This window comes from Desulfosporosinus sp. Sb-LF (assembly GCF_004766055.1).
Classification (GTDB): Bacteria; Bacillota; Desulfitobacteriia; order Desulfitobacteriales; family Desulfitobacteriaceae; genus Desulfosporosinus.
Genome location: NZ_SPQR01000004.1, coordinates 131,178 through 154,657, shown reverse-complemented (window position 1 = coordinate 154,657; position 23,480 = coordinate 131,178). Strand labels below are relative to the sequence as shown.

Here is a 23,480-nt window from a genome sequence, read left to right as displayed (position 1 = left end):
TCTCGTATCATTCCTATTCAGTCTATTCCTGATTAAAAGAGCCCAGATCGTAGAGCTTTCTCATCCGACGTTCAGCCCAGCGAAGTTCAGTAGCAACGACAGCGATTTCCATCATGGCTCTCAGATAAAAAACACCACTTACGGTACGCTGCCAAGTATCCATAACCTGATCAAATTCTGCCCAGTATTCGAGGTCTTCTTTAGCCTTTTCTGAAGCATGGGGTTGGTTCAACCCGATGTTTACTTTACGTGCCCAGAATCCTAACTTTCTTTCTCCTTCGAGGAGCACATCTAGAATCCTTTGATATTCTGGACTCAGTCCATCAATAGGTATTCGGGAATCAGGCGCATTACGTCGTTGAATGCGCTGAGCCGTCATCTCTCCGATAATTTGACCTCGCTCAATGAAACCCTGACAAATTTCAAGAACACGCTCAACGAGTTTGGGATTATCTTGCTCGGTTAATTCTTCTCTGCCGTGTTCATAAAGATCCATTATAATATCGAGTCGTTCTAATAACTCCGCAGGAGGCTCGGCAATGAAAGATACGAGAGAAGCAGAAGAAATAAATGTGATCACACGGTCTAGAAAGTAGGTGGAAGCGTCGCGGAAGAGTCGATCTAGTTCATTATAGAGTTTTTTCTTGTGTGCGGGAGGCAGGAGAATGTGGTTTACACCCAGAGCTACCCCTAGACCCAGGAAAACTGCTAAAGAACGAATTCCTGCATGATATAAAAATTGATTAGCCGGTGAATCGAGCACAAAGACGATTGACACAACGCCGATCGTTATTCCCCCGGACCATCCAAGCCGATTACACAGGAGAATGATGAGAATGACAGCTAGACCTGTAACCATAGGACTCGTCCCTAAAGCGAGCCCTAAAAGAACGGCCAAGGCGACACTCAGTAAATGAATCCATACTTGTTCCCAAGCATTATGCAACGCTTTACGAACGGAAGGTTGCATGTTAACCACAACAGAAATAGCTGCAAAAACAGCTGGTTCAACATGAAGAATTTTGCATAGATACATTGCCAAAGTGACGGCAATTCCAGTTTTTAATATTCGTGCCCCGACATACAATACGACCCTCTCCCCAGCCAATTCAAATTCTGCCTTGCAGATACCGACGTTAAATTATATTGTACCAAGTTTGTACAACATTGTCATATGATTAACCACGAGAAGTTATATTCTCAACGTCCTGTGTCCAATAACATACAGATAATGGAATATCAATTGACAAGTATATAGGTCCTAAAAACGTGGTCTTTATCAAGGCCGAGGTTGCCTTTGTTGAACATAAGTTTCACTCCTACATATTATGAAAATAAATTCAACACAGTGAGGAGGAGAATTTGTGTATAAACCAAGACCAATCAAGCGGTTGTTGGCATTAATGCTCTTGCTAGTGATTTTTCTAAGTCTGACGGGTTGTTCCAACCAACTACCCACGGTAGAGACCGAGACAAAGATCACGGAATTCACAAAGCCTGCAGTAGTAAGGGTAGTCAGTTTTAACTCTGTTACTTACGTGCTTGATTCAGCGCTATCTAAATACCTCGGGGTGCCATCAGAGGTTCCTTATTATGATGGTGGAATGGGGTCGGGAGCAATTCTGTCGGAAAACGGATATATTGTGACCAATGCTCATGTGGTGGAGACATCTAAGCTTGAGGAAAAGGATGCTAAACAGAGATTGGATGATCTATTTCTAAACGATCTGAAAGAACAATTGTTGAAAAAGGACCGATACTATGCCGCGGACATCTATTCTTTTGCCAAAAGTACGACGAAACGTAGCAATTTTCAGAAGGTAAGCAAAGTAATCATGCCTGGGGGGGACTCCTTCACCTTTGATATTAAGAGTTATGGTGCACCCCTTGGGCAGGGTAAAGACGTTGCAATTATTAAAATAGACGCCATGAATTTACCGATCATTCAAATTGAAGAATCTGATGCTAGTCAAACGTCTGATAAAGTGACAATTGCCGGATATCCGGGCAAAGCAGATCTAGAAGGATTCTTAGATGACAAATCTGTTCTAGTTTCCACTTATAGTACTGGCAGCATCGCTGCACGCAAAACTACGGATAAAGGGCCGGTTTTACAGTTAAGTGCTAATGTTAACCCTGGAAACAGTGGAGGGCCGGTGATTTCCAAAGAGGGCAAGTTAGTTGGAATAGCTACGGCTACTTCGAGCGATGGTATCGGTTGGGCGATTCCTTCAAGCACCGTGCTAGAGTTTGCCCGTCAGGCGGGGGGGCCTGTCAATAAACCCGGGGCAGTGACCCAACGTTGGCAGGAAGGTTTGCAATTGTACTGGCAGAATTATTACAAGAAAGCCATTCCGAAATTCGAAGAAGTTCAACGCCTATATCCTAAACACAATGCGATTTCAGACTATATCTCGAAATCTCAGAGAGGAATCGAATCAGGTAAGGATCGAAAAGACCTGAAGGACTATTGGCTATGGATTGCTGGGAGCGCTGTGGTGGTTATTGGGTTAGGTGGTGTCTTAATAATTTTGAGGAAAAAGAAAAATAGTGTACCCCCTACGCCACCACTCACTGAACTGGCGGTGCCTCAAGCCTCTAAATTATCGGATGAACCGAATTCAGGCCGTCCGCCAGAAAATGCTGAGAAATAACGTTAAGTAAGGTAAAGTGAAGAATACTAGACTTATCTGTCTGGTATTCTTTTTCTGATTTACTTGGACAAGGTACTTCTGTCATTTGCCTATTCTCTCGGAGCATATTTCACGTCTGTTTCAGGAGAGGAATAGTTGGGGAGAGGTAGACGTCTTTTACAAGATATGTGAAGGTGGAAAAGGAATAACAAAATCTATGTCGAATATACTAAAAATTATGTTTTCAAAGATTAGTTTAAAGATGAGAATAGTTTTTAGGATGAGGAGTGTCGAGTTTAAATGAGACAACGTTGTTTGAGTTTTTGTTTATTAAGTATCGTTCTTAGTCTAGCCATTTTTGTTTCTGGTTGTGCTACCACAAAAGCCCCAGAAGGCAATGAACCGAAAAGTGTAGGTAAGACTGTTAGAATCGGAGTGTTGCCGATTGAAGATAATTTACCGTTCTATGTTGCGGAAAAAGACGGACTCTATGCCAACGAAGGAGTTAAAGTAGAATTGATCAGTTTTGCAAGTGCCCTGGAGCGGGATACAGCACTGCAAGCAGGACAAATTGATGGAGAAGTAGCGGATATGCTGGCAGTAGCACTTTTAAAGAAACTCGGTACGGATGTTAAAATTGCTTCGATTGGACTGGGTGCAACCCCTCAGGAAGGTCGTTTTGCAATTTTATCGTCTCCCAAGTCGAAAATCAACGATCCACAAGGATTAAAAGGGGCGACACTTGGGATTTCCCAAAACTCGATAATTGACTATGTCAGCGAAAAAATGCTCCTGGATAAAGGAGTTCCGTTAACTGACGTGAAGAAGATGTCAATCCCTAAAATGCCCGTACGTGTAGATATGTTGCTTTCTGACCAGATTAATGTCGCCTGTCTCCCTGATCCATTAGCTTCTCTAGCACAAGCCAAGGGGGCTCATCTGATCGTAGATGACACCTATCGTAATATTTCTCAGACTGTCTTTTTGTTTAGGACAAAGAGCATTCAGGAGAACACCGAGGGAATCAAAGCTGCCGTACGTGTTTATGGCAACGCTGGACAAGCTTTGAGTAAAAATCCGGATCAATATCGCAGTCTTTTCTTGGAAAAGGCTCAAATTCCTTCTGAATTAAAAGAAAGTTACAAGACTCCGACCTTCTCGAAGCTTCAGCTTCCCACAGAAGAAGAAGTCAGTAGTGTTATGAAATGGATGGTTGATAAAAAACTCATTCCTCAAGCTTATAGCTATCAGGAGTTAGTGGACTCAAATCTTCTCCCAAAATAAAGTACCCACATAATATCGGAGGAGCAAGTTCATGGTTCTACCTTTGAACTTGCTCCTCCGACCTCTGATTCTAAATATTAAGGAGAGAATAACCTGTGATTGAAGTTTCTAATTGTGATCTGGCTTATGTTCAGGGATCGTCACAGGTCAAGGTCTATGACCATTTCAATTTAAAGATTGAATCAGGTGAATGCTTAGTCTTGATAGGTCCCTCCGGCTGTGGAAAAAGCACACTTCTTTATCTTTTATCCGGTTTGTTGCAACCGACAAGCGGAGAAATAAAGGTTTTGGGTGAGCGTGTGATGGGTACCCGTCAAAAAACAGCCTTCATCCTCCAAGAATATGGGCTCTTTCCTTGGCTTAATGTGGAAAAGAATGTTAGTTTAGGTTTGCGAGTAAGGCATATAGCAAAGCGAGAGTATCAAAAAGTAGTCGAAGAAATGATCCATAAGATGGGGTTGTGGGAAGTGAAACATCATTTTCCCAGCCAATTGAGTGGGGGACAAAGACAAAGAGTGGCGTTAGCTCGTGCGTTAACCTTACGACCGGATCTGTTGTTAATGGATGAGCCTTTGTCAGCACTCGACGCTTTGACTCGCGAACGACTTCAAAAACTTTTATTAGAAATATGGCAAGAAAACAAATTAACGACAGTTATTGTGACACACAGTATTGAAGAGGCTGTTTTTCTAGGTAGCCGTATTTTAGTGCTAGCAGATGGCCGCCCAACACATGTTATGGGCGAAATCCTTAATCCTCGCGTTGGACAAACTGGCTATCGTCAGACATCAGAATTTTTCCAGAAAACCAGCTATGTCCGTTCTCTTCTTGAAGGGGGGATGGCCAAATGACCCAGCAAGGTCGAGAATTCCATGGACAGCTCTTTGGGTACGTGGGGGCTACTCTTTTTTTAATAGCACTCTGGCATTTTGCAACTTGGAGCCTTAAGACGCCTCTTCTGCCGACACCTGAGGCAGCTTTGAATGCTACCATTCGGCTGCTGTTTGAATCGAATTTGGGGAGACACTTTTGGGTCAGCACCTACCGTGTCATCATTTCAACGTTACTCTCGTTATTTTTTGGGCTGCCTCTGGGCCTGATTATGGGTTATGAACGGAGAATTGATCGTTTTTTTGCCCCATTAGTCTATATAACCTATCCTATCCCAAAGATTGTCTTTCTTCCCTTAATTCTCTTGTTTTTCGGACTGGGCGATAGTTCGAAGATTTTCCTCATCACCTTTATTGTCTTTTTTCAAATTTTGGTCACAACACGTGACGCGGTTCGCAAAGTACCGAGTGAAACAATTTCTTCGCTACGTTCTCTAGGAGGAAATCGGGTCCAAGTTTATAGGTACGTACTCCTTCCTGCGAGTTTGCCAGATGTTTTGACGTCTCTTCGCTTAAGTATGGGAACAGCAATTGCTGTTTTGTTTTTTGCCGAATCGTTTGCTACGACCGAAGGATTAGGATATTTCATAATGGATGCGTGGAGCCGTGCTGCTCCAGACGAGATGTTTGCTGGAATTATTATGATGGCTCTACTTGGAGTCAGTTTATTTATTGCAGTAGATATATTTGAAACAATCTTATGTCGTTGGCAACGGGTAAAGAGCCATTAAATGAAAGAAAATGTCTGTGTAAACGGGATGCATCATAGTATGAGAGAGCCGACTTTATATACAAGGGTGTTTTTGTTATAATTATACAGACCTAGAAGGGGGAGAAAACGATGCCGGAATTCAAGGAAATTACCATTTCGGAAGAATTAGAAGAGATTTTGAAAGAGTCTAGCCGACGTAAAATACTATTATTTAAACATAGTACATCATGCCCTGTCAGTGCACGTGCATGGAAAGAGGTACAGGATTTTATCAATGAAAATTCAGAGGATGTTCTTGTGACTATGGTTAAAGTAATTGAGTCTCGGCCGGTTTCCAACCAAGCCGCTGAGGATTTGGGAGTTAAGCATCAATCTCCTCAAGTGCTCCTGATTAGTGACGGGAAAGTCATATGGCATACTTCACACCAAGCAGTGACCCAGGATAACATTAAAAAAGCTTTGGTAGGGGAGAGCCTTCCTTTTAATTTAAACCTTTAAGCAACCTTGAATAACCTAACAAAAGGGATTCCTTCACCCTCGTGCGAAGGAATCCCTTTTGTATCTAAGTATAAGGCTAGTGTTCATTTAGACTATGGCACAAGTGTTTGTTAGGTTCTCAACAATGTCCTTGATATAAGAAGAGCAGTATAAAAAGTTCTCGAAACATTGATATTCCTTAAATTACTTCAGGTTGACATTTCGACCCCTACTTTGTCAGAGCGAGTCTAAAAAGGACTTATTTTTCTACAAGAATAGATCCGCTATCTTTGAGTTAATTTAATTAAGTGTTCATCATCAAAGTAGAACTTGAAAGTAGGGATTGAGTTGTCTAAATGTGCGAGGTGTAATGTTGAAGTCCTAGAAGAGGATTTGTATGTAGATCATGGTATGCAGGTCTGCGAGGATTGTAAAATGAAGTATGCGGTGTCACCCCCCGAGTCCTGTGCCAACAGAAAAAACATGATAAAGTAAAAGTAATTTGGATGGTTTGCTGACGAAGGCAATTCTCCCGAAGAATCCTATTCAGTGAAAAAGTAATGAATACTCAACAGTTTACTGGCGGCTAGAAATCATGCAATAACCTATGATATAATTTAGATTAATACCTTACTCCGAGATTGGGGTAAGGTATTTTCGTTGTTAGAATGGAAATTCCGGAACGCGGTCAATCAGGAAGCTTTAATAAAAATGGCTTTATCACAAGTTTTATGATAGCGCCAAAGGTACTTTCTGACTTTCATAAATAATTGAGGTGTTTATATGGAGGAGGAAACCAGACAGATCTATTGGAATATCCATGGTAAGGAATTAATGTACTTATTTGCTTTAGTAGCTTTCCTTATTTTCACTTTGGGTTGTTATAAGAAAATTAAGAGTTGGGAACAGGGGCGACCTATTAGGTATGATAACTTTGTTTTGAGATTGAAGATGTGTTTCTCTGTTGTGATTAAGCATGACACAGAAATTTTTCGGGGGACTTTCCGCCGATTCATGCATTTAGGGGTTTTTTATGGGTTTCTCATTTTGACCCTAGGAACCTTAGTTATCGCCATCCAGGATCATTTTGGAATTCCGCTATTTTATGGGAAGAAGTATTTAATCCTCAGTTTTTTAATGGATATATTTGGACTAATTGCCATGATTGGAATCGGAATGGCTACCTATAAACGTTATATTGATAAACCAGACCATGACGATTACACCCTCGATGATGCAGTTTTATTGATTCTAACGTTTTCCATTCTATTTACGGGCTTTGTTATAGAGGGTTTGCGGATTTACGTTACGGATGATCTTTGGGCTTATTGGACACCGGTTGGTCTGTTTTTCTCTGTGGTATTTCAACTATTAGGATTCTCCATTCAATCAGCCTTATCTTCACATGCCTCTTTATGGTATTTTCATATGTTGTTGGCTTTTGGGTTTATTGCTTATATCCCTCATTCCAAGTTGTTTCACATGATTGCATCTTCACTCAACATTTTTTTGAGATCTTTGAACACTATAGGAGGGTTAACATCGGTCGAAAGAATATCCACAGAAGACATGACTATAGGATCTTCTCGACTGGAAGAGTTTAGTAAGAAACAGCTTCTTGAATTGGATGCCTGTATTTCCTGCGGAAGGTGTCAGAAAGGTTGCCCCGCTTACTCAAGTGGAGCTCCCTTATCTCCAAGAATCATGATTCAACGTTTAAAACGTCACTCTATCGAGCAGAATTCCTGGTTCAGAGTAAGAGACAAGATCAAGTCATTACCACTCACTGATAAGGTAATTTCTAAAGAGACGCTATGGTCATGTACTACTTGCGGACTTTGCGAAGATAAATGCCCCATCTTTATAGAACATATAAAGAGAATTGTGGATATGAGACGAAGCCTGAGCACTGAGAGTACAGACTATCCACCTGAGGTTCAGAAGGTCTATAAAGGTATCTCAGAAGTGGGAAATCCCTGGGGGCTAAGGTTAGACCGTAAGTATTATCTGACAAAAGAGTCGAAGGTTTCCCTTCTTAGTAGTGAGAAGAGGCAGACGGATATTTTATATTGGGTCGGTTGTTTCGGTTCATATGAATCTCGCAATAAAAAGGTATCGCAGATCATGTTCAAGATCTTAGAAAATGCTGGAGTTGATTATGCCATATTGGGAATGGACGAAAATTGTTGTGGGGATTCTGTTAGGCGTCTTGGCAATGAAAAACTCTTCCAAACGTTGGCGCTTAAAAATATCGAGACTTTAAACCGGTATAAATTTAAGACGATAGTCACTCATTGTCCTCATTGTTATAACACTCTAAAAAATGATTACCAACAATTTGGGGGGCACTATCACGTAATCCACCATTCCGAGTTAATTTTAGACTTTCTTAAATCCGGTAAGATAGTACCCAAGTTAGCGAATGAAAGAAAAGTTACCTTTCACGACCCCTGTTATTTAGGGAGATATAACGGTATTTATGAGGCACCAAGAGATGTATTGACCTCAATTCCTGGACTTGAATTGGTAGAGATGAAAAATAATCGATCGAAGGCCTTTTGTTGTGGAGCTGGCGGCGGGCGAATATGGATGGAAGACAATAAAGAGCAAGCAATTAATGGCCTGCTCTTCAAAAAGGCACTTAGAACGGAGCCTGATATTTTGGCCAGTTCATGCCCATTATGCCTAACAACACTGACTGAAGCTGGAAAGAGTTCAGAAATAGATATACAAATAATGGATATTGCAGAGATTGTTTGCGAGTCACTTTAGAAAAAAAGACCCTGTCTGATTTCGAGAAGTCAGAATTGGGTCTTTGCAAACGTCTGTTGTGAAGTACTAGTAAAATGGTTAGTGACTTTTACAAGTATCCAATGGGATCACGAGCCAAGCGACGAGATAGGCTAAAAGTCCGGTTCCACCTACCAATAAAAGAAGAATTGCTCCCAGCCGTACGAGGCTAGGGTCAAGATCTAAGTACTCGGCAACCCCTCCACAGACCCCACCAAGTTGTTTATCCAGACTAGACCGATTCAATCGTTTTGACATTACTTTCCCTCACTTTCGATACTCTTTTGAACCTGCTATCTGTGCTATCGGCTGTTTGTTTTCGTTACACTCTTATTACGTCTAATGTGATCCAAATGTTACTTTTCTTAGAAAGTTTTTTAGAGGGGGATTGAATTAAGGTGAAAACGTCCCTGATCAATAAACGCACCAATCGTTTTTGGGTCGTTGCCTTTCTAACCTTACTGATGATCGTCTTCGCAGGACTTAGATTGTGGAGATATTGGCCTTATGGCATGGTTCTCCCTAGCCCATCGGTGAAGATTTCGCCCATTGCTTGTCAGATTGATAAAGACAGTGACGGTCTGGACGATTTAAGAGATATTCTGGCAGGTGCCAAAGCAGAAGTGCGAAACAAACCTCAGTATCGCAGTGCTTATTACCAAGGTGGTTATCCGCCAGAGAGTGAAGGGGTCTGTACAGACGTGGTAGGGAGAGCTCTAATGAATGCTGGCTATGATCTAAGAATCTTAGTTGATAAAGATATACGGGAACGCCCAGAAGAGTATTCACGATTGGGGGGGCAACCAGACTCAAACATTGATTTCCGTGGGGTTGCAAACCTCCTCATTTTTTTCAACGTCACGCTCAGAGATTAACCCTGGAAATAAGGCCAGGGAATGTGGAGAATCTTCAAAACTGGCAGGCGGGAGATATCGTCACTTTTGCCCAACCAAACGAACACATAGCAGTTGTTTCTGACAAACGCCGACCGGATGGGGTACCCTATATTCTCCATAATCCAGGACCAACCACTAGCGAAACGGAACAACTACTTAGTTGGCCTTCTCCAATCACTGGGCATTTTCGGTTCCCTCGTTTTTTAACAGGAATATATCAAAAACTTTTCAATTATAGAAAGAGAGTCCATACCATTTTTTGGTACGGACTCTCTTTCTAAATGAACGATCATTTTTCCGGAAACATCATGCTAACTATAGGAATTCACTTGAACAGGAGGGAACCTTTTGTAAATAATTTACAAAAGGAGGAAGGATAATCCATTTATTAGGAGAATAGTTATTATCAGGATTGGACTAGAGTAAAGAGGTTGGTGATATTATGCACAAAGAATGTTTTCTTAATCAAGATGAAATATATCTTTTTAATATTGGAGAAATGTACCACAGCTACTTGAAACTTGGTGCGCATATCATAGAATGTGATGCTATTCAAGGGACACATTTTGCAGTTTGGGTGCCTGATGTGCTTAATGTTAGCCTTGTTGGAGACTTTAATAATTGGTGTTCCACAAATAATAGTTCTATGGTTGAAATGGGAAATAGTGGGGTATGGACTCTCTTCATGCCTGAGGACCTTCGAGGGCAGTTATACAAATATGAAGTACACACTAAGGACGGAAAAGTTTTTCTGAAATCCGATCCTTTTTCCTTCTCCTCTGAGTTAAGACCTGCAACAGCATCGATCGTCTATTCTCTAGAGAGCTTTAATTGGCAAGATCAAACATGGATTGAAAATAAAAAAGAGGTCAAGGTCAAGGAGATGCCCCTTTTAATTTACGAAGTTCATTTAGGCTCCTGGAAAAAGAACGAGGATGGAAGTTTTTATACCTGGCGAACATTAGCGGTGGAGTTGCTAGACTATGTGCTTAAACTAGGATATACCCACATTGAGTTAATGCCTATTTTAGAACATCCTTTTGACGGATCTTGGGGTTATCAAGTCACTGGCTATTACTCATGCACCAGTAGATACGGCAATCCAGATGATTTTATGTATTTCGTCAATCAATGTCATCAATCAGGGATTGGCGTCATCTTAGACTGGGTACCGGGTCATTTCTGTAAAGATTCCCACGGCCTAAGTCGATTTAATGGCATGGCGGTTTATGAAAACGAAGAAAATGCGCAATGGGGAACGTATAACTTTAATTTTGCAAAAACTGAGGTGTGGAGTTATCTCATTTCTAATGCAGTGTTTTGGCTTGATCAATTTCATGTCGATGGGATACGAGTGGACGGGGTAAGCAGTATGCTCTATCTAGATTTCGAAAAACCAGCCCATTCCTGGAAACGTAATATTCACGGAGGAAGAGAAAATCTCCAGGCGGTTGCTTTTATGCAAAGACTCAATGAAGTGATCTTTAAAGATTACCCGGGAACATTAATGATTGCAGAGGAATCGACTGACTGGCCGCTTGTTACCTATCCACCTTATGTAGACGGGCTAGGGTATAACTTTAAGTGGAATATGGGTTGGATGAATGATACTTTGCGATATATGAGTTTGGATTTTCCCCAACGCAAAGACAATCATAAACTTTTAACGTTTTCATTGACCTACGCCTTTTCTGAAAATTACATTCTCCCTTTATCTCACGATGAAGTCGTGCATGGCAAAAAGTCATTACTAAATAGAATGCCAGGCGATTACTGGCAGAAATTTGCGGGACTAAGATGTTTATATGGTTATTGGATGTGCCACCCCGGTAAAAAATTAATGTTTATGGGTGGAGATTTTGCCCAATTTATCGAGTGGAATTATGATGAAGAACTGAATTGGTTCCTATTGGAGTATGAGATGCATAGAAAGCATCAAGATTTTGTTTGTGCGTTAAATATGCTTTATCAGCGAGAAAAGGCTCTATGGGAAAACGAACTGGATTGGTCAGGTTTCGAATGGATCGATGTCGATAACCACCAACAGAGTATTTTAGTCTTTAGTCGCAAAACGCGGAAAGTTAATGATTTTTTGATCATATTAATTAATTTTCAGACCAATAATTACGAGGACTTCCGAATTGGCATCCCAGACGAGGGAATCTATCAGGAAGTATTTAATTCTGATCGAGAGATTTATGGGGGGAAGGATCGAGTCAATCAGTCGTTCCTCTTCGCTGAGAAGGTTCCATGGCACGGTCAAATGTTTTCCATAACCCTTAAAGTGCCTCCCTTAGCCTTGATCATCTTAAAACCCAAGTCGAATAGTGAGATATTGGAGGAAAAAACAATATGTTTTCAAACAAGGAAAGCTTTAAGCAAGCCTATCTCAAGAAATTGATGGAGGGAGAAGGGATTACCGCCAATGAAGCAACTCATTGGGACAAATTTAGTGCCTTGGTAGGATTGCTAAAAGAAAAAATGAGTTATTACCGTGCGATAAATAACAATTCCATGTCACAGGGAAAACAAGTCTATTATTTTTCAATGGAATTTTTGATCGGGAAGCTTCTTCATAATTATTTGGTTAATTTTAAGATAGAAAATCTGGTTAGAGAAGGTTTGTCCGAATTGAACATCAATTTGGAAGATCTGTTGGAACAAGAAGCGGATCCAGGCTTGGGCAATGGAGGTTTAGGAAGATTAGCTGCTTGTTTCCTCGATTCAATGGCTTTTTTGGGAATTGAGGGGAATGGTAATGGGATTCGCTATCAATATGGCTTATTTGAGCAAAGAATCGTTTCCGGCAATCAGGTTGAGGTGGCTGATAACTGGCTTAAGAGTGGTTATCCTTGGGAAACACGCAAGCCTAATAAGGGTATTATTGTAAAGTTCAAAGGGAATGTGAGAACAGAATATAATGAGGGGCGAATAACCTTTCATCATGATAACTATGAACAAGTACTGGCCATACCTTATGATGTACCGATTATGAGCTATGATAATCCCATGTACATTAACAACTTGAGGTTATGGAGTGCAGAGACGATTCATGGAGAACTGGATTTGACCTGTTTCAATCGAGGGGAGTTTTATCAGGCCACAAGCTACAAATCAGAAGTTGAGGCTATATCGTACATTCTATATCCGGACGATAGTAGTCGTGCCGGAAGAGAGTTAAGGCTTAAACAAGAGTATTTTTTTGTTGCCGCTGGCTTAGGTTCAATAGTGAGAAGTTATAAAAAGAAAAACAATTTGATTTCCTTACAAGACTTTTCACGACGAATATCAGTTCACATTAATGACACTCATCCAGTTTTATGTATCCCTGAGCTGATGCGTATCTTCATAGATGAAGAAGGAATGGAATGGGATGAGGCTTGGAATATCACCGTCAATAGCATGTCGTTTACCAATCATACCATTATGCCTGAAGCAATGGAAAAATGGCCGATTGATTTGGTCAAAAGTCTTTTGCCAAGAATCTATCAGATCATTGAAGAAATTGATCGAAGATTTAAGGAGGATTTGACGCGCAGATTTCTGGACGATGAGGATGTGGTTCATAACACTCAAATTATTAAAGATGGATATGTTTGGATGGCAAATTTGGCAGTGATCGGAAGTTCATCGGTAAATGGTGTTGCGCAACTGCATACCAAAATTCTCAAAAAAGAGGTCTTTAAAGATTACTATCAGATTTTCGGTTACAAATTTAATAATAAAACCAATGGCGTCAATCATAGGAGGTTTCTGTTAGCTGCCAATCCTAAATTGTCTCGCTTGATAACAGAGGCAATCGGTCCAACCTGGAAAGAAGATGCTGGAGAACTAAAGAAACTTATAAGGTTCAAGGATGATTCCAGTTTTCTAGAACAGATCGCTAAAGTAAAGTTTGAAAATAAATGTCGATTTGCAGAGAGAATCAAGACGAAACAGGGGCTTGAGCTCGACCCCCTTTCTATTTTTGATGTTCAAGTCAAGAGAATACATGCCTATAAAAGGCAATTGCTCAATGTGCTAAAGATCATGCACCTATACAATAAGGCTTTAAACGACCCAGAGTCATTAGTAGGTTCGCAAACCTTCATCTTCGGTGGAAAAGCCGCTCCTGGATACCACTATGCTAAAACGGTCATTAAGCTTATTAATGCTCTCAGTCAGAAGATAGAGAATGACCCCATAGTCCGTCAAAAGCTAAAGGTCGTATTTTTAGAGAATTTCAATGTATCACAGGGAGAGATGATTTATCCAGCGGCAGACATTAGTGAACAGATATCTACAGCGAGTAAAGAGGCTTCTGGAACCGGAAATATGAAATTTATGATGAACGGTGCTCTTACATTAGGAACTTTAGATGGAGCCAATGTGGAAATAAACACAGCAGTTGGCAAAGATAATATCTTTATCTTTGGGCTTACTGCCGATCAAGTGTTGGATTACACCCGTTATGGAGGGTATAGTCCCTGGGATGAATACCACGCCAACTCCGATATTAGAATGTGTGTTGATCAATTAAGCAGTGGTTTCTTCCACAATATGGGTGAAGAATTCCGAGGCTTATATGATTCCCTCTTAATATACAATGATGAGTTCTTTGTCTTAAAAGATTTCCATCTATATCTTGAAATGCATGAAAAACTCCAAACACTATACTTGAATCAAAAAGAGTGGAACCGTATTTCCCTTGTTAATATTGCCGAGTCAGGTATCTTTTCAAGTGATCGGACAATCAGAGAATATGCCGATAAGATATGGAAAATCCGATACCGTACGGTTAATAATATAACTTCCAGTTAAGTGCTGAAAGGAGATTCGTTATGAAATACGATTTCTTAATTAGAGGGAGGGGAAAAATGTATGAAAAAACAGGAATGTGTAGCGATGTTATTAGCCGGTGGACAAGGAAGTAGATTGGGTGGTTTAACTCGAAATCGGGCTAAACCAGCCGTTTCATTCTGTGGTAAGTATAGAATTATTGACTTTACTTTGAGCAATTGCACAAACTCGAATATTAACACGGTAGGTGTTCTTATTCAATATAAGCCATTTCTACTTAATTCATATATCGGTTTGGGCTCCGCTTGGGACTTTGATAATCCATTTGGAGGAGTCCATATTCTTCCCCCTTTTCTAGGTGAAGCAGAAGGAAGCTGGTATAACGGAACAGCGAATGCCGTGTACCAGAACTACGAATTTATTGATTTTTACGATCCTGATTATGTGATCATCCTTTCAGGAGATCATGTCTATAGAATGGACTACACCCAAATGCTAAAGTTTCATAAAGAGAAAAATTCGGAAATTACCATTGCAACCATTCAAGTTCCTTGGGAGGAAGCTTCTCGGTTCGGAATTTTATCTGTTGATGGTGACGCTCGGATAACAAGATTTACAGAGAAACCTACTCAACCGGAGAGTGATCTTGCTTCCATGGGTGTCTATATTTTTAACTGGTCAACACTTAAACAAGCCTTAATTGATGATGCTGAAGATTATGGGTCTCAAAACGACTTTGGCAAAAATATTATTCCTCATCAATTAAAACAAGAGAAACGAGTTTACGCTTACAAGTTTGAGGGGTATTGGCGAGATGTTGGTACAATCGAAAGCTATTATCATGCCAATATGGAGTCCTTGCGAGAGGGCCATTTTCTTAATATTTTCGATCCGAAGTTTCGGATATTTTCGAATGAGGATATCTTACCCCCACACTTTGTAGGTTCTTCTGCCAAGATTGAGAGCAGTCTTATCTGTAATGGGTGTGTTGTTCATGGCAAGGTGAACAATTCAATCCTAGGACCAGGGGTTTATGTCGGGGAAGGGGTCCAAATTAATGATTCTATTTTGTTACCTTATGTAAAAGTTCACGATGGTTCAGTCATTCTCAATTCCATTGTTGGTGAAAATGCGGAAATTATGAGTCACTGTATTATAGGTGCTGAGGGACGAGTCGCTCCGGATCAAGAAGGGATCACGGTAATAGAGGATCATCATATAGTAACTGAGGGTTCTGTTATCGAAGCTGGTACAAATGCCTATAGGGCTCGATAAAACGATTTCGAAAGGTGGGAGAACTGGTGTCGAACGCTATAGGAATTATTTTTGCTAATAGCGGGTCTGACAGTCTGCAAGGACTTGCACTCGAAAGGCCAATAGCAGCTGTACCCTTTGGAGGAAGATATCGAATTCTGGATTTTGCCTTATCAAGCATGGTTAATTCTGGTATAAGGACCATCGGATTGGTTACACCGCACCAATACAGACCGCTTCTGGATCATTTGGGGGCTGGAAAAGACTGGTTTCTGGAGCGGAAAGACGGGGGATTGTTTATTTTACCGGGAGTTATGCATGGTTTGGCTGGGAATGAACATACGTTTTGTATTAAGGATTTACAACACAATTTGGAGTACTTAGAGAAAGATTATGTAGATAACGTTGTCATTACGAGTGGGGATCAAATATTCAATATTAATTTTAAGAACGCACTTGAATTTCACAAAGATAAGCATGCAGACGTTACCTTAATGTATAAGGACAATGATAACTTAGCTGATCTGTCGAATGAAGTGTTTCTCGATATGGATGAGGATCAGAAAGTGTTAGATATTCAAGACAAAAAGAGTGTCAAAAGCTCTGATGAGCTCTTTCCATATCGTTTTGTGAATATGTTAATAATCAGGCGAGAGCTTTTATTAGATATCGTTGAAAAATATAGTTCCGTTGGTTGTATTGACTTAATGAATATTTTAACTTCAAATCTCGAGGTTCTTAAAATATATGGCAGTCCAACGTGTTCATTGATCGGGACGATTCGCACAATTAAGGATTACTTTGATCGAAGTATGGATCTCCTGAATCTAGAACTTCGCGAAAAACTATGGTTGGGGATCGATCGTGTCCATACAAAGATTGTGGATAATCCTCCCACTCAATACACATCACAGGCTAAGGTCAGCAACTCATTGATTGCTAGCGGGTGCTCTATTGCAGGAGAAGTCATAAATTCAATTATTTTTCGAGGGGTAACTATTGAACCGGGATGCAGAATAAAAAATAGTATTATTATGTCGAAATGCCATATCCATGCAACTGCTCAAACAGAATATGCCATACTCGATAAATCGGTGAAGGTCAATGGAGAAAATGTTCTAAAAGGGAGTTTGAATAACCCCTTGGTTGTGCTGAAAAGAACTGTGATCTAGAATTCGAAAGGCGTGAGAATATGAAAATCGTTCTTGTAACTGCAGAAGCCGATCCTTTTGCTAAAACAGGTGGTTTAGGTGAAGTATTGGGTTCGTTACCAGCCTTTTTGCATAAACAGGGTGTTGATGTTCGGGTGATTATGCCCAAATACAGCACCATTCCTGAGCATTTACAAAGGGAGTTTAAACATTTGGCCCATTTCGACGTTCAAGTGGCTTGGCGTCAACAATATTGTGGCCTAGAGGGAATGGTTTATCAAGGGGTTCATTATTATTTCATTGACAATGAGTATTATTTTTCACGCTCACAGGTTTATGGAGAATATGATGATGCGGAGCGATTTGCTTTTTTTTCTCGTGCAGCTCTTGAAAGTCTAATTCACATTCCAGGGTTTAAACCCGATATTATACATTGTCATGATTGGCATACTGCCTTGATCCCACTCATGCTTAAAGAGTTTTATAGTCGTGAACCCCTCTATTATCCAATAAAAACGGTGTTTACGATACATAACCTTAAATATCAAGGAGTTTTTGCTGGGGAAGTTCTTAGCGATATTGTAGGATTAAGCACAGAATATTACTCTGAAGAAGCCTTGGAATTTTTCGGTGGGGTTAACTTTATGAAGGCTGCTCTACTTTATGCAGATCGAATTACGACGGTGAGTCCGACGTATGCCCTAGAAATCCAAAATCCCTTTTACGGAGAACAACTGGATGGGCTTTTGCGGACAAGGAGTGAATCTCTATCGGGTATCATAAATGGCATTGATTATGAGGCCTACGATCCGTTAAATGACCCTTATATTGCAATGCCGTTTAACAATTTTCCTCTTGCTAAAGAAGAAAATAAAAAGCATTTGCAAACTATTACGGGACTCCCAATTCGAGGGGATAGAGCATTACTGGGAATGGTCTCTCGACTCGTAGACCAGAAAGGTGTGGATCTCTTGGCCCACGTCATGGAAGAAATTCTTGAGCAAGAGGTGCAGATGGTTATTCTCGGTACAGGAGAGAACCGCTATGAGGAAATGCTCCGCTATTTCGCCGCAAAATACCCAGAGAAACTTGCTATTAGATTAGAATTTTCGGATAAACTTGCGCATGAAATATATGCAGGGGCAGACATTTTCTTAATGCCTTCTCGATTTGAACCCTGTGGTATTGCTCAGATGATTGCCATGCGCTATGGGACGATTCCGGTCGTCCGGGAAACTGGCGGATTAAAGGACACGGTTATCCCCTACAATGAAATAACCGGTTCGGGTAATGGATTTAGTTTTGTTAATTATAATGCCCATGAATTTTTGTTTACAGTACAACATGCCTTAAGACTTTACAAATTAGATAAGAAGGTTTGGAGTAATCTATGTCAGACGGCTATGGAGAGCGATTTTAGTTGGGATAGATCTGCAAACGCCTATATTGAAATTTATGAGTCGTTAGTATAGACGCGATCGCTACTAACTCCAACTAACTCCTCAGTCTATATATCAGCCATGAAGTGGGGATTAATTATCAACAAGGATACAGGTGAATAAAATGCTTTTTGAGGCGTATCACAATTCTCACGATTTGTTTTACCGTGAACCGTTTGGCGCAGTCACGTGTGGACAGCAGATAATCCTCCGGTTGACAACATTTTCGACCGTTCCTATAGAAACCTGCGTTCTTCGTCTTTGGGAAAAAGATCGAGATATATCTATTTCCATGCATTTAACTACTGCGAATAGCCAAAATTCAACTTTAACGTTGCCCGAGTTCTGCGATACAGAGAAATTATTCGAGGGGAACTATGCAGTACCTCATGACCCGGGGCTTATTTGGTACTATTTCATAATTCGGGTAGGGGCTCAGACTTACTATTACGGGAATAACTCAAAAAAGTTAGGTGGTCAAGGTCAGCTCTGGGAACAAGAACCCCCTTCTTATCAAATTACGGTCTATAATCCGGTGACGATACCTGAGTGGTATAAACGAGGGATGATGTATCAGGTTTTTGTCGATCGATTTTGTCACGATCATGAAAACAAATTCACCTCCTATCCTCGGAAAAATGCGCTTTTACATGCCAATTGGTCTGATCTACCGATTTATATTAAGGATGAGCAGGGCAGGGTCACGGATTGGGACTTTTTTGGTGGAACATTGCAAGGGGTCTTAGAAAAATTACCTTACTTTAAAGAATTGGGCATCAGCATTCTTTATTTAAATCCTATTTTTGATGCTCCAAGTAATCACAAATATGATACAGCAGATTATCACAGGATCGATCCAATGTATGGGGATGATGTTGTTTTCAAACGATTAATTGACACTGCCAGGGAAAATGGAATTTCTATTATCTTAGATGGTGTCTTCAGTCACACCGGAAGTGACAGTATCTACTTTAATAAAAACGGCAATTATCCAGGGTTAGGTGCTTACCAGTCGTCTGATTCTCCGTATTCTACTTGGTATTCCTGTGAATCAAACGCACAAGAGTATCAATGCTGGTGGGGTGTAGATTCTCTACCGGAAGTGAATGAGCTAGACCCTTCCTACAGACAGTTTATTTATGATGCGAAAGAAAGTGTCATTAATAAGTGGATGAACATGGGTGTCGCTGGTTGGCGATTAGATGTTGCCGATGAACTTCCGGATGAGTTTATTCAGGAACTCCGGCAAGCGATCAAGAGCATTTACCCCGAGGCTGTTCTGATCGGAGAAGTATGGGAAGATGCATCGAATAAAATAAGCTATGGCAAAATACGTGACTATTTCTCAGGTAATGAACTTGACGCAACCATGAACTATCCTTTTCGTGTTAGTTTCCTCCGCTTTATCCTCGGACAGAGTGACTCCGGTTCTATTCATCAAGAGATTATGAGCTTATATGAGAATTATCCTAGAGAAAATTTTTATGCGGCCATGAATTTAATCGGAAGTCATGATACGGCACGGATTTTGACTCTATTCGGAGATGCACCGCCAGAACAGAGCCTGTCTAAGACAGAGCAGAGGTTCTTTCGGCTGCCCCCTATTGCCCGACAATTGGCTGTACAGAGGCTTAGAATGTTAAGTCTAGTCCAAATGACGTTTCCCGGAGTTCCGTGTATCTATTATGGTGATGAAGCAGGCGTGGAAGGCTATGCTGATCCCTATAATCGGGGAACATACCCTTGGGGCAAGGAAGACCGGGAACTCATGGATTGGTATAGGCGAATCCTGCGCCTACGCGCTGAATATGAAGTATTGAAGACGGGAGATTTTAGGCCGTTTTATTTCGAACCAGATATTTATGGTTTCATACGGTCAGGGGATAAGGAAGAAATAACAATCCTTCTCAATCGTCATCATGAAGAAACAAAAACATTGAATCTTAACACTATGCTTTCTCAACCTTCGGCTTCGGTCATTGACTTAATCGACGGAAAAAAACTTGATCCAGAAACATTAAGTTGCTTGCCAATAAATGCTCTGAGTGCAAGAGCCTTGTTGCACCAAAAAAAGGTGCCTAATCATTTGCACCTTCAACGCTCGTGTGGGGTATTACTACATATCAGTTCTCTGTCCTCTTCTTGGGGCCCAGGAGATTTAGGGAAGGAAGCTTATGAGTTTGTAGATTTTCTAGCAGACTCCGGACATTCTTTGTGGCAAGTGTTGCCCCTGAATCCAGCGGGAGTAGGGGATTGTCCTTATCAGAATGACTCCGTTTTTGCTGGAAATCCGGAGTTTATTAGTCTCGATCATATGATCAGTGAGGGACTCTTGAGCCTAGAGGAAACTCGTGCAAAGTACGAACATCTGAGGAGCCTTGGCCTGCGGCCGGGGTTCTTGTACCAAGCTTTAAAAGAGCTGAAACATAATTTGCTTCAAGAAGCCTATCAACAATTTATTAAGAAGCTTAAAATCAAATTCGATCCTTTCGTGTCGTCTGCTTCTCCAAAGTCAACTTACCTTTCACAGGAAAGCTTTTTACACTTTCAAGTCGAAAATAAACTATGGCTGGAAGATTACAGCCTGTTCCGAGCCCTAAAGATACATTTCGGTGATGTTCCATGGTATGATTGGGAACCTACGCTTGCTTCACGTGAAACGAAGAAATTAGCTGAGTATGCTATGCTTTTCCGAGACGAGATGGGTTTTGTACAATTCTTACAATATACGTTTTTCTTTGAATGGGATAAACTTAAAACTTACTCTAAGGAAAAAGGAGTTGCACTAATAGGGGATATTCCTCATTTTGTCGCTCCCGATAGCTGCGACGTATGGGTTAACCGCAGCTTGTTTGTTCTGGATGAGCATGGTAAACCAGCAAAAACAGCGGGGGTACCCCCTGACTACTTTAGTAAGACTGGCCAATCATGGGGAAATCCGATCTACAACTGGGATGCTCTAGCCATTACCCAGTATGATTGGTGGAAAAAACGCCTAAAATTAGGATTAGAACTATTTGACTACATTCGTCTCGATCATTTTCGAGGTTTTGAAGCTTATTGGGAGATAGATGCTGGTGAAGAAACAGCAGAAAAGGGTCGCTGGATAAAGGGACCCGGAAAGCGTTTTTTTGAAAGTGTGTTTGAAACGTTAGGAAAATGCCCCTTTATCGTGGAAGACCTGGGTGTCATCACACCGGAGGTTAATGTTTTAAAACAAATTTTCGAGTTCCCAGGAATGAAGGTACTTCAGTTTACGCCTTTGCAAGAGATATCAATAAATAGTGATCGGAATTTTGTCTATTATTCTGGAACTCATGACAACAACACCTTGTTAGGTTGGTACGAGAAGACTAATTCCGCAAAAGAAAAAAATCTAAGTCGAAGTGGTGTGGACCAAAAGGTCCAAAACAAGCAAATATGTCGTGAGTTGATCGAAGAAGTCTATCGAAGCCGAGCAGAATGGGTTATCCTACCTATGCAAGATATATTGGGGTTTGGGGAAGAAGCCAGAATGAATGTCCCAGGAACAATCCATGGAAATTGGCAGTGGCAGTTGGCTAGGAATTTGGATTTGGATGAAATTAAGATTTGGCTCCGTAGTTTAGCGGAGAACACAAAGAGGTTTAGGATATTTAGCTGATACCATAATTTCAACCATGTTGCTTGAGAAAAACGAGAATTTATAATGCAATTATTTTACTAAATGGACATTGCTATGTCCTAACAAAGGCTGGGAGAACCAGCCTTTGCGTGTGCTCTAGGTCGAAGGGTTTTGATTCAGTTCTTTATCAGTTCGCCTAGACGGAATTGTACTTGAGTACGATCTGATCCTCACACAAGAAAAATTCAAGGCTTGCCCAATCGGACAAGCCTTGAATTCATAAACAAAAGGTACTATGTTTGCTGTTATTCTGGTAGAAAAGTAACGCAGTCAGTCATTTCTGTGGTACTGGCATTAGGAGATTGGACTTCAATTTTGTCTGCATGGCAATGATCGCCTGAACCATAATAATGGCAAGTATTGACCATACATTTAATTCCTCCGTTTGGTTGAGGCATTTTCTTTGCAGCTGACATAAAACATTCCTCCCTTTAATTGAATTCTAAACTATTTTCCCCATATTTTTCGATTTGATGAATCCCAATTAATGTTAAAGAGGTTCTATAAATTCATTAACTTAATATGCAAATTGAGATTTGATTGAATTGTCATACAAAAGGAGTAGAACTGTATGATATAATTTATTACCGAAGAGTAAACGTTCAAACTGATAATTTCACGTCTCCAGAATCGGGGAAATTTATAAAAAGAAGAGAGGGTATAATGATGAAAAGAATCTTAGGATTAGTGGCTTCTCAACGGAAATTAGCGAATGGAGAAATTTTAATCAAGGAGGCAGCCGCCTCAATTGGAGAGGAATTTGAGGTAGAACTCATCAAACTGCCTGAATTGAATTTTCAGCCTTGTAAAGCTTGCTATGCTTGTTTAGTTCCAGATCAACGCTGCCCCCTAACGGATGATTTGTATTTCTTATTAGATCGAATTAAAGAAGCGGATGGGATCATTTTGTCCGCCCCTTGCTATGCTTTAGGCCCGGCTGCAATCACGAAGTTGTTTGGAGATCGGATTATTTCGCTTGCTCAACATCTTGATGAGCTGTGGGGGAAACCCTGTGTAATCATTGGGACTGCCGGAATTAAGGGTTGGGAAGGGTATACCTTATCCGCCCTGATCGCAAACGCTCGTTTTATAGGCTTGAATGTCAAAGATGCCCACATGTTTATGGGCGCACTTCCCGGTGAATCCTTGGTAAATCAAAGATCGCTCGAGCGCATCCGTTCGCTGGGTGCGTCATTGTTCGGTGAACCTCGTCAATTTGAAGAGGGTCAATGCCCTACATGTTGGTCGGATCTCTGGAAGTTTCCTGAACCAAATCATGCAGTTTGCCCTTTTTGTGGTCAGGAAGCGGACGTCCATCCTTCGGAAAACGGTGTACAGTGGGATTTCGGATTGGCAGGTAGACGTTTTGAAAAACATGCGTTAAAAGAACACTTTCAGGTCTGGTTGGTAGAGCAAGTTCGAGAATTTGGCAACCGCCGTAAAGAGCTGTCGGAAATACGAAACCGCTATAAAGGGCAAGATAAATGGATTAAGCAATCTTAAGTTAATGC

Annotated in this window: 16 protein-coding genes and 1 pseudogene; 14 read left to right on the top strand and 3 right to left on the bottom strand. The window is 40.8% G+C overall.

Annotated features, from left to right (window positions below; translation table 11 throughout):
* Nucleotides 1-22: 22 nt before the first annotated feature.
* Nucleotides 23-1,087: an aromatic acid exporter family protein gene (locus E4K68_RS07195; RefSeq protein WP_135378440.1), complete on the bottom strand. Its 1,065-nt coding sequence runs from the start codon at nucleotides 1,085-1,087 to the stop codon at nucleotides 23-25.
* Nucleotides 1,088-1,364: 277 nt separating this feature from the next.
* Here E4K68_RS07195 and E4K68_RS07190 point away from each other — a divergent pair, with 277 nt between their 5' ends.
* From E4K68_RS07190 to E4K68_RS07165, 6 genes are all read left to right on the top strand, one after another.
* Complete coding sequence (locus tag E4K68_RS07190) at nucleotides 1,365-2,654, top strand: S1C family serine protease (protein WP_135378260.1); 1,290 nt, start codon at nucleotides 1,365-1,367, stop codon at nucleotides 2,652-2,654.
* A gap of 279 nt (nucleotides 2,655-2,933) precedes the next feature.
* Nucleotides 2,934-3,917, top strand: coding sequence for a MetQ/NlpA family ABC transporter substrate-binding protein (locus tag E4K68_RS07185; RefSeq protein WP_135378259.1), 984 nt, complete (start codon nucleotides 2,934-2,936; stop codon nucleotides 3,915-3,917).
* A gap of 95 nt (nucleotides 3,918-4,012) precedes the next feature.
* Nucleotides 4,013-4,768, top strand: coding sequence for an ABC transporter ATP-binding protein (locus E4K68_RS07180; RefSeq protein ID WP_135378258.1), 756 nt, complete (start codon nucleotides 4,013-4,015; stop codon nucleotides 4,766-4,768).
* Nucleotides 4,765-5,538 carry an ABC transporter permease gene (locus E4K68_RS07175; protein WP_135378257.1) on the top strand — a complete coding sequence of 258 codons (774 nt, stop codon included), beginning with the start codon at nucleotides 4,765-4,767 and terminating at the stop codon, nucleotides 5,536-5,538. Before E4K68_RS07180 ends, E4K68_RS07175 begins: the two co-directional genes overlap by 4 nt.
* 110 nt (nucleotides 5,539-5,648) lie before the next feature.
* Nucleotides 5,649-6,017, top strand: a complete 369-nt coding sequence (gene ytxJ, locus E4K68_RS07170) for a bacillithiol system redox-active protein YtxJ (RefSeq protein ID WP_135378256.1) — start codon at nucleotides 5,649-5,651, stop codon at nucleotides 6,015-6,017.
* Nucleotides 6,018-6,779: 762 nt separating this feature from the next.
* Nucleotides 6,780-8,768, top strand: a complete 1,989-nt coding sequence (locus E4K68_RS07165) for a heterodisulfide reductase-related iron-sulfur binding cluster (protein WP_135378255.1) — start codon at nucleotides 6,780-6,782, stop codon at nucleotides 8,766-8,768.
* Between the two features lie 78 nt (nucleotides 8,769-8,846).
* Here E4K68_RS07165 and E4K68_RS07160 read toward each other — a convergent pair whose 3' ends face one another.
* Nucleotides 8,847-9,044 carry a PspC domain-containing protein gene (locus E4K68_RS07160; protein WP_135378254.1) on the bottom strand — a complete coding sequence of 66 codons (198 nt, stop codon included), beginning with the start codon at nucleotides 9,042-9,044 and terminating at the stop codon, nucleotides 8,847-8,849.
* 206 nt (nucleotides 9,045-9,250) lie between these two features.
* On the opposite strand from E4K68_RS07160, the pseudogene E4K68_RS07155 reads away from it, so the two are divergent.
* The 7 genes and pseudogenes from E4K68_RS07155 (at nucleotide 9,251) to E4K68_RS07125 (ending at nucleotide 21,948) form a co-directional block, all read left to right on the top strand.
* Nucleotides 9,251-9,963: pseudogene (locus tag E4K68_RS07155) on the top strand (DUF1287 domain-containing protein).
* Between the two features lie 161 nt (nucleotides 9,964-10,124).
* Nucleotides 10,125-12,083, top strand: a complete 1,959-nt coding sequence (gene glgB / locus E4K68_RS07150; RefSeq protein ID WP_135378253.1) for a 1,4-alpha-glucan branching protein GlgB — start codon at nucleotides 10,125-10,127, stop codon at nucleotides 12,081-12,083.
* Complete coding sequence (locus E4K68_RS07145; protein WP_135378252.1) at nucleotides 12,035-14,482, top strand: glycogen/starch/alpha-glucan phosphorylase; 2,448 nt, start codon at nucleotides 12,035-12,037, stop codon at nucleotides 14,480-14,482. The genes glgB and E4K68_RS07145 overlap by 49 nt, the downstream gene beginning before the upstream one ends.
* Nucleotides 14,483-14,542: 60 nt before the next feature.
* Entirely contained in the window at nucleotides 14,543-15,736 is a 1,194-nt protein-coding gene (locus E4K68_RS07140) for a glucose-1-phosphate adenylyltransferase (protein WP_135378251.1), read from the top strand.
* Between the two features lie 26 nt (nucleotides 15,737-15,762).
* Nucleotides 15,763-16,887: a glucose-1-phosphate adenylyltransferase subunit GlgD gene (glgD, locus tag E4K68_RS07135; protein ID WP_135378250.1), complete on the top strand. Its 1,125-nt coding sequence runs from the start codon at nucleotides 15,763-15,765 to the stop codon at nucleotides 16,885-16,887.
* Between the two features lie 20 nt (nucleotides 16,888-16,907).
* Nucleotides 16,908-18,338: a glycogen synthase GlgA gene (gene glgA, locus E4K68_RS07130; RefSeq protein WP_135378249.1), complete on the top strand. Its 1,431-nt coding sequence runs from the start codon at nucleotides 16,908-16,910 to the stop codon at nucleotides 18,336-18,338.
* Between the two features lie 91 nt (nucleotides 18,339-18,429).
* On the top strand, nucleotides 18,430-21,948 hold the full coding sequence (locus tag E4K68_RS07125) for a bifunctional glycogen debranching protein GlgX/4-alpha-glucanotransferase (RefSeq protein ID WP_135378248.1): 3,519 nt from the start codon (nucleotides 18,430-18,432) through the stop codon (nucleotides 21,946-21,948).
* 266 nt (nucleotides 21,949-22,214) lie between these two features.
* Here E4K68_RS07125 and E4K68_RS07120 read toward each other — a convergent pair whose 3' ends face one another.
* The gene (locus E4K68_RS07120; RefSeq protein ID WP_135378247.1) at nucleotides 22,215-22,385 is read right to left on the bottom strand and encodes a DUF1540 domain-containing protein; all 171 of its coding nucleotides are present in this window, start codon (nucleotides 22,383-22,385) and stop codon (nucleotides 22,215-22,217) included.
* Nucleotides 22,386-22,632: 247 nt separating this feature from the next.
* Between E4K68_RS07120 and E4K68_RS07115 the strand changes: the two genes are divergently transcribed.
* The gene (locus tag E4K68_RS07115) at nucleotides 22,633-23,472 is read left to right on the top strand and encodes a flavodoxin family protein (RefSeq protein WP_348982844.1); all 840 of its coding nucleotides are present in this window, start codon (nucleotides 22,633-22,635) and stop codon (nucleotides 23,470-23,472) included.
* Nucleotides 23,473-23,480 lie beyond the last annotated feature (8 nt).

Excerpts from the sequence above, each read along its gene's own strand:
- E4K68_RS07145 (WP_135378252.1), top strand. The coding sequence starts at position 12,035 with ATGTTTTCAAACAAGGAAAGCTTTAAGCAAGCCTATCTCAAGAAATTG.
- E4K68_RS07125 (WP_135378248.1), top strand. The coding sequence starts at position 18,430 with ATGCTTTTTGAGGCGTATCACAATTCTCACGATTTGTTTTACCGTGAA.
- E4K68_RS07175 (WP_135378257.1), top strand. The coding sequence starts at position 4,765 with ATGACCCAGCAAGGTCGAGAATTCCATGGACAGCTCTTTGGGTACGTG.
- E4K68_RS07165 (WP_135378255.1), top strand. The coding sequence starts at position 6,780 with ATGGAGGAGGAAACCAGACAGATCTATTGGAATATCCATGGTAAGGAA.
- E4K68_RS07140 (WP_135378251.1), top strand. The coding sequence starts at position 14,543 with ATGAAAAAACAGGAATGTGTAGCGATGTTATTAGCCGGTGGACAAGGA.
- E4K68_RS07120 (WP_135378247.1), bottom strand. The coding sequence starts at position 22,385 with ATGTCAGCTGCAAAGAAAATGCCTCAACCAAACGGAGGAATTAAATGT.
- ytxJ (WP_135378256.1), top strand. The coding sequence starts at position 5,649 with ATGCCGGAATTCAAGGAAATTACCATTTCGGAAGAATTAGAAGAGATT.
- E4K68_RS07160 (WP_135378254.1), bottom strand. The coding sequence starts at position 9,044 with ATGTCAAAACGATTGAATCGGTCTAGTCTGGATAAACAACTTGGTGGG.
- glgA (WP_135378249.1), top strand. The coding sequence starts at position 16,908 with ATGAAAATCGTTCTTGTAACTGCAGAAGCCGATCCTTTTGCTAAAACA.
- E4K68_RS07115 (WP_348982844.1), top strand. The coding sequence starts at position 22,633 with ATGATGAAAAGAATCTTAGGATTAGTGGCTTCTCAACGGAAATTAGCG.
- E4K68_RS07185 (WP_135378259.1), top strand. The coding sequence starts at position 2,934 with ATGAGACAACGTTGTTTGAGTTTTTGTTTATTAAGTATCGTTCTTAGT.
- glgB (WP_135378253.1), top strand. The coding sequence starts at position 10,125 with ATGCACAAAGAATGTTTTCTTAATCAAGATGAAATATATCTTTTTAAT.